Below are 16,372 nucleotides of genomic sequence, written 5' to 3' on the forward strand. Positions count from 1 at the left end.
TCGCCTCAGGCCTCGTTGAGCGGGCGCAGCAGGACGTCGTGGATGACTCCGCGCCCGGGGTCGGCGTCCCACAGCCCGCGCTCGGCCATGAGCAGGGCGTTCAGCAGTTGGTCGTTGGCCAGTTCGGCGCCGTCCTCGCGCTGGCGGCGCAGGAACTCGGCGATGAGTTCGGTCCGCCGGCCGCCGGTAACGGGGTCGTCCTCGCCGAGGTGGGCGGCGACCATCGCGGCGAGGCGTTCCTCGGTGGGCGGCTGGATCTCCAGGCGGACGCAGCGGCGCAACAGGGCGGTGGGGAACTCCCGTTCGCCGTTGCTGGTGAGGACGACCAGCGGGAACTGGGCGCACCGCACCTGGCCGTCGTGGACGGTCGTCGTGCCGCCCGGGTCGGCGGTGGACACCTGCTGGGCACCGGGACCGAGGCGCTGCAGTTCGGGGATCTCGAACTCGCCCTCCTCGAAGACGTTGAGCAGGTCGTTCGGCAGGTCGATGTCGCTCTTGTCTATCTCGTCGATGAGGACGACCCGGGGCGTGCGCCAGGGCAGCAGCGCGGTGCCGAGCGGCCCCAGCCGCAGGAACTGGCCGATCGCCGGGGGCCGGCGGTCGTCCTGCTCGTGGTCGCGCGGGGCCCGGATCCCGGCCTCGTGGAGCCGGCCGATGGCGTCGTACGTGTAGAGGCCGTCGTGCAGGGTGGCGCGGCTGCTGATCGGCCAGCGCAGGACCGGTCCGAGCCCCAACTCGTGCGCGACGGCGTACGCGAGGGTGGACTTGCCGACCCCGGGCTTGCCGGTGATCAGCAGCGGCCGGCGCAGGTGGAGGGCCAGGTTGACGAGGTGGATCTCGCGTTCGTCGGCCTGGTAGGCGGTCGCCTGCCGGACGCGTCCGAGGCGGCGGGCGGTCGCTCCGGTGGTGTGCTCGGCAGGCGGCAGCGGGAGTCGCTCCGCGTCCTCGACCCAGTCGCCGAAGGTGCGCCAGGCCGGGGCCGGCGGCAGGGCGGCGATGCCTGGGTGGGGCACGCCGGTGCCCCGGTAGATCCACCAGTTCTCGGGCATGCTTACCGCCTCGTCGTCGATCGGAAGAGTCTTCACGCCATCCCCGCGAAGGGGGCGTCCTGGTCGGGGTCCACGCAGTCCGGGTCGTCCCAGAGCAGGGCGATGCCGTCCCGCTCCTCCTCGGCCCGGTTGAGCCTGCGGTGCTGGTGGACGGCCTCGGGCAGGTGGACGAGTGAGCTCGGGCTGTGCTCGCGCAGGGCCTTGACCAGCTCCGCCGGGTCGCCGGCGCCCCGGCGCCAGAGGATGGCGGGGATCCCGCCGAACATGATCGCGTCGAACACGGCGGCGCGTACCCGGGGAGCGAGTTCGTCGTACGGCCGGTCGAGCGCCATACAGGCCAGGGTCGGCCGGCCGGCGAGCCAGCCGGACAGTCCGGCGGCCTGCTCCGGGGTCAGCGGGGGCCATTCGATCCGGTCGACGGCGTCGCACTCCATGGACTCGGCGAGCATGTGCCGCCACCGCTCGCGCCACGGTTCACGGTTGACCCACGGATCGGCGTACCGTTCCAGCGAGCGGACCACCACGGGGTGGTGGTGGCCGAGGCGCTGCCCGTACCGGCTCGGGGCCCACAGCTCGGCGCGGTGGCCGAGCAGCGAGGTCGGCAGCAGGAACTCGATCCGTACCGGCCCACCCCCGCCGGCCTGCATCGCGCGGGCCAGCCCGGTCCAGCCCGCGAGTCGGGCGCTGCCCTCCGTGACGAGCTCGTCCTTGGCGAGCGGCTCGGTGTCGGCGAGCGTGTCGACGCGCCGGAACGGTCCTCCGGTCAGGGGCTGCCGGTAGTAGGAGGCGCGCAGCAGGTAGCGGGTCCGGTCGAGGTGTTCGGGTGTCTCCGGGTCCAGCCGGATCTGCACGATCAGCCGGCTGGCCAGCGCCTCGCCCGCGGTGGCCCGGCCGGCGCCGACCCTCCCCAACAGGGCCTGGAGGGCGGGGACCACCGGCTGCTCGGCGAGCGCGGGATCGGTGCTCAGCCCGTGCAGGAAGTGCAGCACCGGGGCGGGGTCGGCGGGCCCGCGCCGGTCCAGCAGCCGCCGCAGGATCTCCGGCAGCGAGGCCCGGGGCGGGAGGAGGGCGAGGCCGCTGACGCCGTCGGGCAGGTGGCGTCGGAGCTGTTCGGGGCCGGGCGGCGGGGTCAGCTCCCGCAGCAGCCGGATGACGCGCAGCAGGATGCCGGCGGGCAGTCCGGTGTCGACGCTCAGGGCTCGTTCGGTCAGCTCCAGCCACGGCATTGCGCCGTCGTACCCCGCCTCGATGTCGAGCGCCGCGCAGAGCGAGCCGAGCGCGGCCAGCGGGTCGCGCCAGCTCCCGATGGCCCGCAGTATCTTCCGGACGTGGGCGCGGGGTTCGGTGAGTTCGTCGACGTACTGGTTGATGCGGAGGGAGTGCGGAGATCGGCCCATCTCCGCCAGGACTTCCAGCCGGAAGTGCAGCCGGGGCATGTTCTCGAAGTCGAGCAGGATCTCGCACAGCAGCCGGTCGGCCTCCTCCGGCCAGCCCCCCGGGCGCCCCCGCCGCTCCTCGGCGGACCACTCCTCGTCGTACCCCCTTGCGTTCATCGTCCGGTGTGTTCTCCCCATCCGCCGGTCGCCCGCCCGACGACGGACCTGAGGTTCTCCAGCGCGGCGTCGTACGGGGCGAGTTCCTCCATCGCCGTGTACACGGCCCGCAGTACGGCGGGTGCGTCGCGGTGGTGCCGGCTGCGGCGCACGATGCGGGCGAGGTGGTCGCGCCGCTCCGCGCGCTCCTCGGCCTCGAAGGAGTGCGGCAGGCCGAGATGCTCCCCCATCCGGTCCAGCAGGTCGAACCGGCCGTCGGCGCGTGCGGTGACCGGGAAGGCCATCAGGGCCTCGACCAACTCGGCGTCACTCGGCGGCGGTACGGGCGCCGCGGGCGGCGCCGCCGGTACGGCGGGCCCGAGCAGCGCGGTCACGGCCGCCAGCGGGACGTACCAGCCGCCGAGGTCCTGCTTGTACGAGCGGCTGCCCTTGAGCACGCCGTGGACCAGCCCGTCGGGGCCCACCAGCATGCTGCCGCTGAAGCCCTCCTGCACGGCTCCGCGGACTCGGAGGAAGTCCCCCGAGCGGCCAGCCACCTCGAGCGTGAGCGTGTCGGGCGCCACCCCGCCCGAGGGGGTGAAGGTGGAGAAGCCGAGCGCGGTCAGCCGCGCCCCGGGCTCGGCCTCGGCGTCCGCAAGCGGGGCGACCGGGTGGCCGGCCCACGCCGGGACGGTCAGCAGCGCGAGGTCGGGGTACGGGTGGAAGCGGGCGCCACCGGCGGCGGCGGGCTCCGCCCGGACGCCCTCCGGCGCGACCGGGTACGTGCCGGACTCGTGCCGGATGCTCACCGCATCCGTCACCGCGTCCCGTTCGGCGTCGAGGACCACGTGGGCGCAGGTGACGGCCAGGCCGGGGGCGATCAGGAAGCCGCTGCCCCGGAAGGCGCCCGCCACCTCGATCCGGACCGCGCAGCGGTGCAGGGCGTCGGATCGGGCGCGGCCCAGGAGCGAGCCGGTCACTCCGCGGCAGCGACGGAGGCGGGCACCCTACCCTCGACACCTGCCGCAGCCCCGGCCCCGGCCCGCTCGCGGCGCGCCGCGAGGTCCCAGGACAGCTTGACGGTCAGCCCCGCCTCACTGCCGGCCTCCGCGATGATCCCCATCAACTGGCCGGACTTGACCGCCAGTTTGAGCCCGAACTCGACCTCGAAGGAGTCCGGCGAACCGGCCGCCGCGCCCTGCGCGATCGACTCGGCCGCCCAGCGGCCGATGCCCTGGACCGTGTCCCTGACCTGATCCAGCGTCAGCGCCACCGCTGACCCGAGCCGGGCGGCGCGGTCCCGCACCCCGACATCGCCGAACTCGTCCTCGTCCCCCGCGGGTTGGAAGCTCACCTCACCGATGACCTCGGCCCGCACGCTGGTTCCGTCCCCCAGGTCGATCGTCTCGACCGTCACCGCCCCGGCCACTGTTGTCCCCTCCCGACGTGACCACCGAACTGCCGGCCACCCTACCGCGTGTGGACTCAGCCGTCCCGGCGCCAGCGGATCGGCAGGTGCTTGAGCCCGTTCTGGAAGTTGTCGTCACGGCACTTTCCCCTTCGGTCAGTTGAGGAGCAGGCAGGAGTCCCAGCCGGACAGCGCCGCGTCGGTGCTGGCGGTGTTGCGGGCCAAGCTGGTGCCGGTGGTCCCGTCGAGCAGGCCCACCAGCTCCTCGCCCGGCGCCGGCAGCTGCGCCGCCAACGGCTCCGGTGCCCGGCGAAGGCCGGGCCGGTGCTGTCCTGGGCGATGCGCCACATGCTCTGGTAGAGCCCGGCCGTGCCGTGGCACAGCCCGCCGTCGGTGACCCGGCCGAGCTGGACCGGATCGGAGAGGCAACCGAGCACCGCCGCCTCGGCCAGCTGCTTGCGGGCGGTGTCGGCGAGCACGAGGGCGGCCAGCTGCTGCGCCCTGGCGAGCCCGAGGGTGCCGTAGCACCATGACGGGCGCAGCGGTTCGCGTTGGCGGGTGCGGCGGGAAGCTTCATCGGGTCGGGTGACGACCTCTGGCCACCACGGCCCGTTGGGTCCGTCCTGGCGCCAGGCGTCGAGCCACGCCAGGGCCCGGCGTATGGCCACTGGCTGGCCGAGCACGGTGACGCCCTGGCGGGTGGCGAGCGACAGCAGGGCCAGGGGGCCGCTGATGCCGTGGGCCAGCCCGAGGTTCCCGTGCCCTCCCAGGTACTCCGGTGAGCGGTACCCGGCCGGGGCGAGATGGGTCCACCAGCCGGGAAGACCGTTCGGCAGTGGGTCGGTCAGCCGGACCAGGTAGGCGAGGACGTCGCGCAGCAGCTCCGCGTCCCGGTGATGGCGCAGCAGGTGCGCGCCGATCCCGGTCAGCTTGAAGAGCTTTCCTCGGTGTGGGTCTGGGGGCGTGCACTGTCGCACGGAGCATGCTTCGTCCGTGTGTGCAACTGCTTCTGTAGGTTTGTCGGGTATGTCTTTCATGGCGTCTCCCTGGGGTTGGTAGTGCCGGCTGGGAGGCGTGATGGAGGAGTTCAGGTCGTTCTTGGTGAGGCTGCCGTCGGGGGTCGGCTATTGGACGGTGCTTGATGCGGGGCTGCGGCCGGTGGCTGCGGCTGACGAGTTCTGATCAATGCTCGGTTGGGTCGGGATCTGGCGGAGTCCACGACGCGTGCGTATGCGACGTCGATCGCGCTGTACCTGCGGTGGTGCGCGCGGATCGGGGTGGGCTGGCCGCAGGCGACGGTTCGGCTGGGCCGGTTCGTGCACTGGTTGCAGCACGATGTGGGCGGTGGCGAGAATGGTGGTGCTGGACCGTTCGGTGCGCGGTGCCCGGCGGGTGAACTGTGTCCTGTCCGCGGTACGGGAGTTCATCCGGTTCGCGGTCTCGACGGGGCTGGCGGACCCGGTGGCTTTGGAGCCGCTCTACGACGTGGTCGCGGACTGGGACCTGCCGCTGGAGTTGCGCGGGGAGGGGCAGGCCCGGTGGCGGTCTCGGGCCCGTCACGCCGGCTGCGTGAGGCCGAGTCGCTCGTGGACGCGGCTTCGCCGGAGGAGATCCTGGGGCTGCTGCCGGCGTGCCCGAACGCCCGGGATCGGTTCATCATCGTGGCGTATGGGGTTGCGCTGGGGCGCGTTGACCGGAGTGCGCCGCGAGGATGTCCCGTAGCGCTTCAAAATGGCTTCACCGGCTGTGAGCTGGGACTTCGTCCGATGGTCAGCTGGCTCGATGGTACTCATTGATGAGGCCGGCGACGGCTTGTCGGCTTCGGTTCGGGCTGCGGGCAGGGGGATGACGTTCGCGTCGTCGTGGGGCGCGAGCTGGTTGCGTCCTTGATGGGGACGGTGACTGTTGAAGTGGTCGGCGTAATCCTGGAGGATCTTCTCGGCGTGGCCGCGGTCGAACAGCAGGATCCGGTCGGTGCGCTCCTGTCGTGCTGAGCGTATGAATCGTTCCGCGTGGGGGTTGCAGTTGGGGCTGCGCGGAGGGATCTTGAACACGGTGATGCCCTGGCTGGCGAACACGGCGTCGAAGGCGGCGGTGAACTTCGCGTCCCGATCGCGGATGAGGCGGGTGAACTCAGCAGTGCGGTCGCCGAGTTGCCATAGGAGCTGCCGGGCCTGCTGGGTGGCCCAGGCGGCGGTGGGGTGGGCGGTGACGCCCAGGATGTGCACGGTGCGGGTGCGTACCTCCATGACGAACAGCGCGTAGAGCCGTTGCAGTGTCACGGTGTCGATGTGGAACAGGTCGGTGGCGAGAAGGCCGCTGGTCTGGGCTTTGAGGAAGGCCGCCCACTCGCCGCGCGCTGGCTGGCGGCGCGGTGCGGGGCCGAGACCGGCTGCACGCAGCGCCCGTCGGACGGTGGCGGGCGCTCACGGGCAAGGCGCAGCAGCTGATGGCCCAGCACAGCATCGACGTGGCGCTGTTGGCCGCCGGGCGGGGGGACCGGGAGGTGCCCGGCAGGGTGCGGATCACAGTGGATGCCCCCTACCAGGAGCCCAAGGCGATCCTGCTGCAGGCGGTGGCGGAAGCGAACCGATGCCGCGTGGTGTGGTCGAAACAGATGGGCTTCTCCACCGTGGTCGGCTTCGCCTCCGATGTCGAGGCGGTGGAGCTCTTGTACACGTCCCTGATGGTGCAGGCGCAGTCGGCGCTGCAGGCGGCCGGGGCGCGGACACGCGGCGACGGGGTGTCACGCACGCGCTCCTTCCGGCAGTCGTTCCTGGTCGCCTACGCGACCCGAATCGACGAGCGGCTCAAACGGGTCACCGAGCAGGCTACCGAGGCGGCGAGCGAAGGGGGCCGCGGGACCTCACTGCTGCCTGTGCTGGCCTCCTGGGCGGAGTCAGTGGAGGAGCGAGTGGACGAGCTGTTCGGGGAGCTGTCGTACCGGCACAGTTCGGTGCACGCGCGCGACCGTGAGGGCTGGGCCCACGGCACCGAGGCGGCTGACCGAGCGGACCTGCACGGACGCGCCGGCGCCCTAGGCTGACGCGACCTCAGGAGCCGGACGCGCCAGCGAGCCTGGACTTCGACCCGGACGCCGATGCTTCTCGGCGCAGCCGCGCCGAAGCGATTGTGGCCTGTGACACCAAGATTCCAATCGGACTGCTGAACTGGACGTTTCCCACGGCTCATGAGTGATCTGAACGGTGGCGCGTGATGCTCGTTGAGCAGTCCCCCCTCAGCCTCGCCTCCCCGCGGCGGTGGGCAGGAGCCGGCGTCGGTCGTCCTCCGAGCCTGGATACCGGACAGGGCTGTCGGTCGGCGCTTTGCCGAAACTTCTTATCGGGTACCGGGATCCGTTCGGGCGCCCTGGGGCGTCCAGCAGCGTTCGACGGTGGACCACGCGCGCCGACAACGCGGCTACTGCGCTGGAGGAGGGAGGAGTCGCTGTACGTCTCTCAAAATCCCTCTATGGAACGTCTATGCACGAGGAGGGCTTTGAGCTACCTTGATAGTGGATTCTTCTGACGGATTGACACGCGGCTGGGGGTCAAGGGGTCGCAGGTTCAAATCCTGTCGTCCCGACTGGGGTTCGCCCCATTGTCGCAGGTCAGAGGCCGTTTTCTCGTTCGCGAGGAAGCGGCCTTTGGCGTGCGCTAGGGCTGCCTCTCACATCCGTCTCACGGTTTTACGGTTCGACTCCACGGGTGGAGGCTACTTGGCGCCGGGGGATGGTGACTATTTGCTCCGTTCCTGCCTGTATGTCCGATCTATCGATCACTGCTATGGGTTCGATGGTTGCTCGCCGTGATCGCATATTTTGGCTGAGGGGTTCGCACTTGACGCTTCCGTCATCGATCAAGTGCGCGCCGATAGGTCCAGAGGCTGCCTAAGTGCCGGATAAGTCGGGCGATGATGAGGCGGCCGCAGCTGACGTCGTCTCGCGACACGATGTGCGGCCGCTCCTGGCGCGGCGTCAGGTGCCTGGGGTGGCGAAAATCCAGGGTCAGGCGTTTGGCCTGGTCGTGGAGGGTGGCGGTGCTGATGACCGCAAATGCTATCGTCACCGGTCGGGGCGCTGGTGAGCATTAACCGCTGAGGGGCTGCTGCGAGGCCACGGCGGTTGTTCCTACTCTGGGCCCAGATGAAGGTACGGAGCCCAGCGGGTCGGATCGTCAGGGGTTCTGCGACGCGCCTCGAGTGCAGCGCTGCGCAAGGCTGCGGCCGAGTCCTTCAGCCGGAGGCCGCCGGGGCCCTGGGTGTCGAGCAGATCGTCATAGACAGCGCGGGTCAGGTCGACGGTGCTGGTGTCGTACACGGGCCACAGCGTGGCGATGACGTGCCGGTAGCCGGCGAGTTGCAGGGCGGATCCGACGCTGAGGCACTCGTCGAAGCCGTCGCCCGTGGAGCTGTAGGTGGCGCAGGCGGAAACGAACGCGAGTGCGCCGTCTGGGACGTCCGCAGAGGCGATCTGGCGGGCGGTCAACGGGCCGTCGTGGAGTAGGAGGCGCCCCCCGTCGTGGGTGTGCGGTGCGCGTTCGCCGTGGCAGGAGAAGTGGGTCCAGGCATGGTCTTGCATAGCGGCGGTGACGGCGTCGATAGTGGCGGCCTGTTCGGCGAGCAGGTGGTGCTCGAGGCATCGGCGGGTGAGGTCGTCGGTCTCCGCTTGGGCGCCCGGCAGGTCTCGCTGGTCGGGGGTACTGGGCATCGCGACGATCAGCGGGCGCGGATCGGGCAGTACGCCGATTCCGGGGCGGCTGCGCTGGTGTTGCAGCGCCCGCAGGGTCGGGGTGTAGGAGGAGGTGACGCGGTCGAGGGCGCCGTCGTGGTGGTCCGCGTTCGGCGGATGGCCGGCTGCATGGAGGGGGAGGGCTGCCGCGGAGCCGGTCGGGCACCACCACAAGCGCGGAGCGCTAGCTTTGGGGTCGGCCAGCGCCGTGATCGCGAGGGCCCGGAGGATCGGGGCAGTGACGGTCTCCCAGATCCGGGTGAAGGTCTTGGTGATGGTGGCGTGCGCCGGGCCGCGTGCCTGGGCTGCGGCTTGCGCGGTTCTAACGGCTTCCTGAAGGGTCTTGGCGTATCCGTCGACGTCGTCGCGGGTTAGTCCGGGCAGGGGGATCAGATCGACGCCGCGTGGGGTGATGGCGATCGCGTCGCACCGGTAGGAGCTGATGTTGACGATGACCACTGGGCCGAGTGCGCCTGCGTCCTGCAGGTCGGCGAAACGTGGAGGGCGGAAGGCGTCCTCCAGGCCGGGGATCTGCCTGAGCTGGGCGACCAGCGCGTCGCGCTGCGCGGCAAGGGTGGTGCGGGTATCCATGGGCGACTGGTGGCGCGGCAGCGCGTAGTCCCGTTCGTCGGGCTGGCTTGAGACCGGCTGGGGCAGGTGGCCGAGTGCGGTGCTGATCTCCTTCAGACGTTCGGCGTGCTCGGGCGCGCGGGCGTGGATGCGCTGGTAGGAGCTGTCGTCGTCGAGGGTCTGGGCGAGCAGGATTCCTCGGCCTTCTTCAAGGAGTTCCACCGCGCGCTCCAGGTCGCCGGACTCGATCGCCAGCGCAGCCGCGTCCTGTGGGAGGTGAGCCAGGCGCTGGAGGATCTCGGCTTGGGCTTCGTGGTCCAGCCCGCTCCACGCTGCCTGGCCGATGAGCGAGACCGCCTGGGAGAAGGCTCTCAGCGCAGCGGTGGTGTCCCCAGACTCAGCTGTGGTGCGGCCGAGTTGCTCCGCGGCCCGGATGCGCATCAGTGTGGGGGCTTGGTCGTCGTCGGCTGCATCCTGGTAGGCGGCCAGGGCCCTTGCACGGTCACCTGGGTTGCCGGTGAGATCTGCGCGCAGGGTCAATGCCTCGGAGAGGACTTGAAGGCACTGGGCTCGCTGGGGATTCGGGGAGGGCATGGCTTCCAGAGCCTCGGTACACACGGTGACCGCGCGATCGGCGTCGCCCACGTCCTTGCTCTGGTGGGCCCGGAGAGTGAGGCTGAGCGCCCAGTTGGCGATCCGCTTGCCGCGCTCTACATGACCAGCGGGGGTGATTGCGACGGCTTCCTCGTGCAGCATGAGCGCTTCGGTCAGTGCGGTGTCGTCGCCGCTGCGCTCGTAGTGGGTATTGAGGTAGGCCCCGAGGTTCGACAGGTAGAAGCCGCGCTGGGCGTGGGTGGCGGGGACCAGTGCAATCGCTTCGCGTACCGGGGCGGTGATCTGCCCGTACATGGACGGCTTGTCCTGGAAGGCATGGTGACGGGCGACGGATTGGGAGGAGAGCCTGGTCGGCCGGTTAGGGTGCCCGACCGGGGTGGCGGCGAGGCCTTCGTTGAACCTCCACAGCGCCTCGTGCAGGCTGTCGGAGTCCCCGATGCGCTGGTACCGCAGCACCAATGCCCCTGCCAGCCCGCACAGGCTCCGCGCATATTGGGGATGGTCCGCCGCGCCGTCGACGGTCGCGATAGCCTGCCGGAAGACGTCGATGGCCTCGTTCAACCACGCCAGCTCTCCGGTCGCCTCGAAACGCGTCTGCAGGGCCGTGGCCAGGCTCATCAGGCAACGCGGACGGTCGAAATGCCCCGGCGGAGCTGCTTCCAACGCCGCGCGGTGGCAGGCGATGGCCTCCTCGAGGACGGTGACGTCTCCGGTGCGGTCGTAGCAGACGCCCAGGGAGACGCCCAAGTTCGAACGGAAGACGGACAGCGGCTCACTGGAGCGCGCCTCGGCCAAGGCCTTGCGGTGGTAGGCCACTCCGGCTTCCAGTGCTGCCGCTTCCCCAGTCCACTCGTACAGGCTCACGCTCGCGGTTCCCAATCCGGCCCAGCGTGTCGCCCACTCCTCGTCAGCATCCCCCGAGCGCCGCACGGCGCCCTCGTGTACGTCGACTGCTTCCCGCAAGTCCGCGACGCTCCCCGTCAGCGTGGCCCGGGAAGCCAGAGCACCCCCGAGATCGGTCAGATGCTGCGCGTACTCGGCATCCCGTCGGTCCGTGCACGAGCATGCGCCACGGCGGGCTGCCACCCCTTCATCGGCCAGTGCCCGATCGCCGCGGTGCTCGGCCTTACGCAACAGGGCCCAGCCGAGCGTTCCCAGCAGTCGCGCCTTCTCCCGACGTCGCTCAGGCTCGAGCACCCGCAGCTCTGCACGCAGCAGCGAGATCGCCTCATCGAGCGACTCCTCACCGCCCCGGACCTCGAAGGAACGCACCAAAGCGCAGCAGTAGCTGATCACCGCCGCCGCGCGCCGTGGATTTCCGGGCTGCAGCTCTGCAGCGAGCTTCGCCCAGGCAGCGACGGCCCGGCCCAGCGCGGGCAGGTTCCCCTGGAGCCCGCGCTGAAGAAGCCTCCCGGCCACCTGCTCCTCGGCCGCCAGGAGGCGACCGGCTCCCGGGTACGACATGGCACAGAGCCTATCCCTCCGCAGGCGACCGGTCGGCGGCGCGGCAGGGGCAAGACCACGAGCAGACACGCTCCGCGCGCCCCACCTGCAACGCCGGGTCCGTCGCCGCCCAACCGCGGTGCGCTGCATGCCCTGGCGCACCGTGCTCGTCGTGTCGGCAACGGCTGAATCTTCACCCGTTGGCGAGAGTGGAGTACGGGCCAACGTGGCCCACTGCTGGCGAGTTGGGGCGTATTCTTCTGTCTAGGTTGAGGGCTGTGACGGGAGGGACGCGCTCGTATCCGCTCCTTGCTACGAGCGCTGGGCGGCAGAGGTGCTAGGGGGAGACATCGTGGAGATGCAGATCACGGTCGATGCGCAGGGCGACGACGCAGCGGCACACGATCTGTACTACTGGCTCCGGCAGGATCGCGAACTCCGGCGTTACGCGGAGGTCGAATTGGCACAAGCCCCTGACGTTTCTGACCGCATGAATGCGGGCGAGATCATCAACATGTTCGTCAGCAATGGTATTGCCGCCGCGAGCTTGTTGGTGAACATCGTGGTCGCCTGGCGAGCAGCTCGTCCTTCTCCGCCTGGGGTCGTGACCTTCGAACGTGACGGTATGACAGTAACCGTGCACGACGGGTTGGATGAAACCCTGTGCCGAGTCGCAGAGCTGTTGGCTTCCGAGCCCCACGGCGGAGCCCCAGGGGCCACTGGCGTGGGGCAGTCGTCGACGCCGTCGGTGTCAGGAAATCGGTGATGGGGCTGGCTGGCCCCGGCGGAACCCGTGTGGTGTTGATCGGCGCGGACGAATATCGGAACTTCCCGGACTTACCAGCGGTGTACCACAACATCGGCAGGCTTGCAGAGCTCTTCAGATCCCCGCATATCGGGGGTCTACCTGCCGAACATTGCGTGACGGTACGTAATCCTGCCGACGTCAAGGAAGTGCTCGACGCCGTCCATCAGGCAGCGAGTGAGGCGACGGACACGCTTGTGGTGTACTTCGCCGGCCACGGTATGCGGTCGCCCGATGGCTCTCTCTATCTCGCATTGGGGCATTCCGAGCAAGGCCGGAAGCTATACGAGTCGGTGGCGTTCAACTACCTCCGCACCGAAGTCCTAGAAAGCGTGGCGCCCAGAAAGGTCGTGATCCTCGACTGTTGCTACAGTGGCGCCGCGCTGGAGGGGAACATGGGCGCTCTGGACGAGTTCGCGGACCAGACCGCCATCGAGGGCACCTACGTCATGACTGCCTCAGCCGCGACGCAGGCCGCTAGGGCTCCTGTGGGTGCGCACCTCACCGCGTTCACCGGTGAGCTCGTGACAGCCATTACCGATGGCGTTCCAGAGGCGCCCGACCCACTCGACATGAACTCCCTCTACCGGTACATCCGCCGCCGGCTGGAATCACGGGGCATGCCGGTACCCCAGCAACGGGCCGGTGATCAGGGGCACGCCATCGCGCTGTTCCGTAACAAGTGGAAGCCGCGTAGCCAGAATCCGACGCTCGCAGCACTGCGTGAAGAGTGGTTCCACGAGATCCAAGTAGAGCTGCTTTGGCACGTAAGGGATGTCCCGGCGCTTGGCAAGGGCCGACTCCGCAACGACTTTGGCGAGCTCGGGCTCATCGGCTCCCTGCTGATCGCGCGGATCGCTGTCCAGCTCGCCCAGGGCGAGAGCACGGCCAACATCCGGGACATGCTCGTCTCCAGCCCAGTTTTCACCGCGCCCGGCCCCGATATTGATGAGCTCACCGAGCTCATCGCCGCAGTCCAGTTCAGGTTCGAGCGCGACGGGCTGGCCAGTGCGGTTGGGGTCCTTGACGGCCTGGGACTGCTCCCCTGGAGTCCGGAGAGCACGTACATGCTGCTGGTCGAATACTGGGCTGCCCAGCGAGGTCGTACGGTGCCTCGTACACGTGTGGAACGTGAACTTCACGAGCTGTGGGACACTGCGGACTCGCGTGTCCTCGCAGCGCACTCCTCGCTGCCAGCCTTCCCACTGGAGGCGTACCCCGACCTGTGGGAGATGCTGAAGGGCGAGCCGGACTTCCGTGTCGGCAACGTCGGCGCCTTGGTGCTCACCAAGCGTGGTGGCGGCGACCGTGCCTGGGAGCGGTGGATGTCCACCCGCCCCTGGAGCACTCTCAAGGCTCGCCACTTGGTTAGCCTCGGTGGAGATCTCGTCCGCTGCCAGGCCGCGCGGAGCGCCCTCAGCCGTCTCCTCGATCAGGCTCCTCCTGGCGATGAGTTCCGCGGGGTTCTCGAACGGGCCGAAAAGATCATCCAGGAGCAGTTGGAACACATCGGCCTGGCTGTGGAGGGCATGAGCGCCATCGAGTACGAGCTGCTACGCGAGCGCAGCCGGGACGAACACTTTCAAGATGGCTGCCTCGCCACGTTCGAGCAGCATCTCCTGAAGCAGTACCAGATCTTCTCCCTCTTCCCTGATCACATAACAACACACGGCACTTGGGGACCTCTTCCTTGGTGGTCGATCGCCCTTCACGACGAACACGAACGATTGGCAGCGCAGGAGCTGCTCGTCCATGGCAGCATGCAGCTGAGCATCACGGTCAAGAGCCACGACGCTGACGAGCTTGTCATCACCTGCCAGGAGCCCGGGCCCGGATCCTCGCGAATCACAGCCCGATTCCGCTTCGATCTCCGCGATGCTGTGCACGCCTGCGAGCTGCTACTTCTTGCCCGTCGGCAGTCCGTGGTAGTGGACTTCCTCACGGAACACATCGATGAGTTGGGCGATTGCAAGGTTAACCTCATCAGCACGTTGCCTATCGATATAGGCGGCGACATCGGAGCTACACTCGCCGACATCGCAACCCGTGCCCTGCGCCGACTCATGCCAGGCGCATCAGGGCCTGCCCTCTACGATGACGTGGTCCCGTCGCTCGAAAGACTTCTGAAGTCAGCGCGACTCCCCCAGATCTGCCGCCATCCGAGGTAGCAACCGAGCCTGCTGAGGCCACGCGTGTCATGGCCGTCGGCTTCCGATATCTCAGCGTCACTGTTCCTCCGGCCACCTTGCCGGCGCTGGGGGTCAAGGGGTCGCAGGTTCAAATCCTGTCGTCCCGACCGGCGTTTTCGCAGGTCGTAGGCCGTTTCCGCAGTGATGCGGGGACGGCCTTTTTGACGTCCCGTCGGCTCGTGGTCGCATTGTGGTCGCACATGGCCGCGTTCACTCCCTGGACAGCGTGGGCCGAGATTCAAGCAGCGGCGAACACAGGGAGGTTGGGCCTCCCCGGGTGCTCCTGGTTTCCGCTTGTGTGGTCGCGGTGTGGTCGCAGCCAGCGGGGCCACCGCAAGCGGGCGGCCTCTCGATCGGCCTGAGCCAGGATGGCGGCGATGGTGTCGACCGCATCGGCGGCGGCTTGCCGGGTGAGGTGGTCGTAGATGTTCGCGGTGGTCGAGAGCGTCGAGTGCCGAAGCGTCTTGGAGACCGTGACCAGCGGTACGCCGGCCGCGATCGGCAGGGTGGCGGCGAGGTGCCGCAGGTCGTGGACGCCAACGCGGGGGACGTGAGCCTCGGCCGAGAGCTGGTGGAGGCGGTCCAGGACGCGCTGCGGGCGGAGCGGTTGGCCGTCCGGCTTGCAGAACACCAGGCCGTCGGGCTGGACGGGGCCCTGGGTGGCAGCGCGGTGCCGGAGTGCGGTGGCGACGCGGGGTGAGATGGCGATCCAGTTCTTGCTGCTGCGGGTCTTGGGCGCGGTCAGGACGGTGCGGGCGTTGTTGATCGAAGAGAGCGTGTAGCGGACGTAGAGGACCTGCTGGTCGAGGTGGACGTCCGCCCAGTGCAGTGCGAGGGCTTCGCCTCTTCGCATGCCGGTGCCGATGAGGACCTCGAACAGGTCGGCCAGGAACGGGTCGGCTCGGTGGCAGTAGCGGAGGAACTTGGCGGCCTCGTCGGCGGTCCAGATCCGGCGTTCGGGGGAGGCGGGGCGCTGTAGGACGCTGGGGCGGGCGGGGTTATGGGCGAGTCGGTCATGGCGGACGGCGTCGCCGAGGGCGCTGGAGAGGGTGGCGAGGCAGCGGTGCAGGGTGAACAGGCCGCGGCTGCGGGCGAGCTGGGCGCGGGCGAAGTCGGCGATGTGCCGGCGGGTGAGGTCGTCGAGCTTGAGGCGGCCGAGGCTTGGGATGAGGTCGCCTGTGACGTAGTCGCGGTAGCGGACGAGGGTGGTGGGCTTGAGGGTGAGGGCTTTGGTCTGGAGCCAGGCGGTGAGGTAGTCGGCGACGGTCTGGTTGGGGTCGGCGCTGTAACCTCCGTCCTGGGCATCGAGGACCCGGCGGAGGGCCGCACGGGCGGCGTCCGCGGTGGCGAAGCCTCCGCGGCGCAGGGTGCGGCGCCGGCCGGGGGAGGGGAGGTCGACGGCGAAGGTCCAGGTGCCGTGGTCGGGGTCGGTGGCGAGGCGGGGGCAGTGGGCGCCGAACTGCTTGTGCTGCTGGTCGCGGCAGCCGCATCGGCGGTAGACGCTGCCGGTTCGGGCGGAGGAGCGCATGGTAATCGCATCCCGAAGTGGTGGTTGGCCTTGGTGGCGCTCTTAAGTCTGCGCTCACTGTGCGACCACCAGCGGTGATTCAGCGTCCTGACCTGCGAGGACCCCTTGTCGAGGCCACAAGTGCGCCGGGCGCCGGCGACAGTGGGCGGCAACGGCTTGTGAACCGCGACACCTCGCGGTCCTCGGCTCAGATGATCGCCATAGGAGACGCCCTATGGGAGAGGTCGGCCTCCTGGCGCAGTTCGAGGGCGACCAGCAGGTGGATCACCGCGTCCGCCCATGGCGACACCGCCGCGTTCGACTACAGGTACGGGCAGGAGCGGTACGGCTACTTCATGCGCCGCCTCGCCGATCTCCTGGCCCACCGGACCTTCTTCCTCCGCGCGATGGCCACGCGCGGCTGAGACCACCCTTGGCAGGGGAGTTACCGGGCCGCCGGCAGTCGAAGCCTGCCGGCGGCCTTCTGCGTGTCGGGTCAGAAGAAGGCTGATGCGGGTGTACCCG

Annotated in this window: 11 protein-coding genes and 1 pseudogene; 4 read left to right on the top strand and 8 right to left on the bottom strand. The window is 69.5% G+C overall.

Features of this window, described 5'->3' with window-relative positions:
• Positions 1-5: 5 nt before the first annotated feature.
• The 6 genes from FB465_RS26580 to FB465_RS26605 all read right to left on the bottom strand — a co-directional run bounded on the left by FB465_RS26580 (position 6) and on the right by FB465_RS26605 (position 6,271).
• On the bottom strand, positions 6-1,049 hold the full coding sequence (locus FB465_RS26580) for an AAA family ATPase (protein WP_145797614.1): 1,044 nt from the start codon (positions 1,047-1,049) through the stop codon (positions 6-8).
• Positions 1,050-1,081: 32 nt separating this feature from the next.
• Complete coding sequence (locus tag FB465_RS37585; protein WP_145794494.1) at positions 1,082-2,602, bottom strand: VMAP-C domain-containing protein; 1,521 nt, start codon at positions 2,600-2,602, stop codon at positions 1,082-1,084.
• Positions 2,599-3,561, bottom strand: coding sequence for a trypsin-like peptidase domain-containing protein (locus FB465_RS26590; protein ID WP_145794496.1), 963 nt, complete (start codon positions 3,559-3,561; stop codon positions 2,599-2,601). Before FB465_RS26590 ends, FB465_RS37585 begins: the two co-directional genes overlap by 4 nt.
• Positions 3,558-3,998, bottom strand: a complete 441-nt coding sequence (locus FB465_RS26595) for a CU044_2847 family protein (RefSeq protein WP_145794498.1) — start codon at positions 3,996-3,998, stop codon at positions 3,558-3,560. The genes FB465_RS26590 and FB465_RS26595 overlap by 4 nt, the downstream gene beginning before the upstream one ends.
• A gap of 68 nt (positions 3,999-4,066) precedes the next feature.
• Positions 4,067-4,966 carry a lanthionine synthetase C family protein gene (locus FB465_RS26600; protein WP_211785859.1) on the bottom strand — a complete coding sequence of 300 codons (900 nt, stop codon included), beginning with the start codon at positions 4,964-4,966 and terminating at the stop codon, positions 4,067-4,069.
• Between the two features lie 579 nt (positions 4,967-5,545).
• The gene (locus FB465_RS26605; protein ID WP_246192850.1) at positions 5,546-6,271 is read right to left on the bottom strand and encodes a transposase; all 726 of its coding nucleotides are present in this window, start codon (positions 6,269-6,271) and stop codon (positions 5,546-5,548) included.
• A 167-nt stretch (positions 6,272-6,438) separates the two neighbouring features.
• On the opposite strand from FB465_RS26605, the gene FB465_RS26610 reads away from it, so the two are divergent.
• On the top strand, positions 6,439-7,035 hold the full coding sequence (locus FB465_RS26610; protein ID WP_145794501.1) for a DUF7168 domain-containing protein: 597 nt from the start codon (positions 6,439-6,441) through the stop codon (positions 7,033-7,035).
• 1,083 nt (positions 7,036-8,118) lie between these two features.
• Here the strand turns inward: FB465_RS26610 and FB465_RS26615 are convergent.
• The gene (locus FB465_RS26615) at positions 8,119-11,367 is read right to left on the bottom strand and encodes a CHAT domain-containing tetratricopeptide repeat protein (protein WP_170290694.1); all 3,249 of its coding nucleotides are present in this window, start codon (positions 11,365-11,367) and stop codon (positions 8,119-8,121) included.
• Positions 11,368-11,704: 337 nt separating this feature from the next.
• Between FB465_RS26615 and FB465_RS26620 the strand changes: the two genes are divergently transcribed.
• Both FB465_RS26620 and FB465_RS26625 read left to right on the top strand, forming a co-directional pair.
• A complete protein-coding gene (locus tag FB465_RS26620) occupies positions 11,705-12,112 on the top strand; it encodes an effector-associated constant component EACC1 (protein ID WP_246193339.1) in 408 nt (135 codons plus the stop codon).
• Positions 12,112-14,319, top strand: coding sequence for a caspase family protein (locus FB465_RS26625; RefSeq protein WP_145794507.1), 2,208 nt, complete (start codon positions 12,112-12,114; stop codon positions 14,317-14,319). Before FB465_RS26620 ends, FB465_RS26625 begins: the two co-directional genes overlap by 1 nt.
• A 259-nt stretch (positions 14,320-14,578) precedes the next feature.
• On the opposite strand, the gene FB465_RS26630 is transcribed toward FB465_RS26625, so the two are convergent.
• Entirely contained in the window at positions 14,579-15,868 is a 1,290-nt protein-coding gene (locus tag FB465_RS26630) for a tyrosine-type recombinase/integrase (protein WP_145794508.1), read from the bottom strand.
• Between the two features lie 308 nt (positions 15,869-16,176).
• Here FB465_RS26630 and FB465_RS26635 point away from each other — a divergent pair.
• Positions 16,177-16,272, top strand: a pseudogene (locus FB465_RS26635) (proline dehydrogenase family protein); the annotation flags it as partial.
• Between the last annotated feature and the right edge of the window lie 100 nt (positions 16,273-16,372).

Source organism: Kitasatospora atroaurantiaca (assembly GCF_007828955.1).
Taxonomy (GTDB): domain Bacteria; phylum Actinomycetota; class Actinomycetes; order Streptomycetales; family Streptomycetaceae; genus Kitasatospora; species Kitasatospora atroaurantiaca.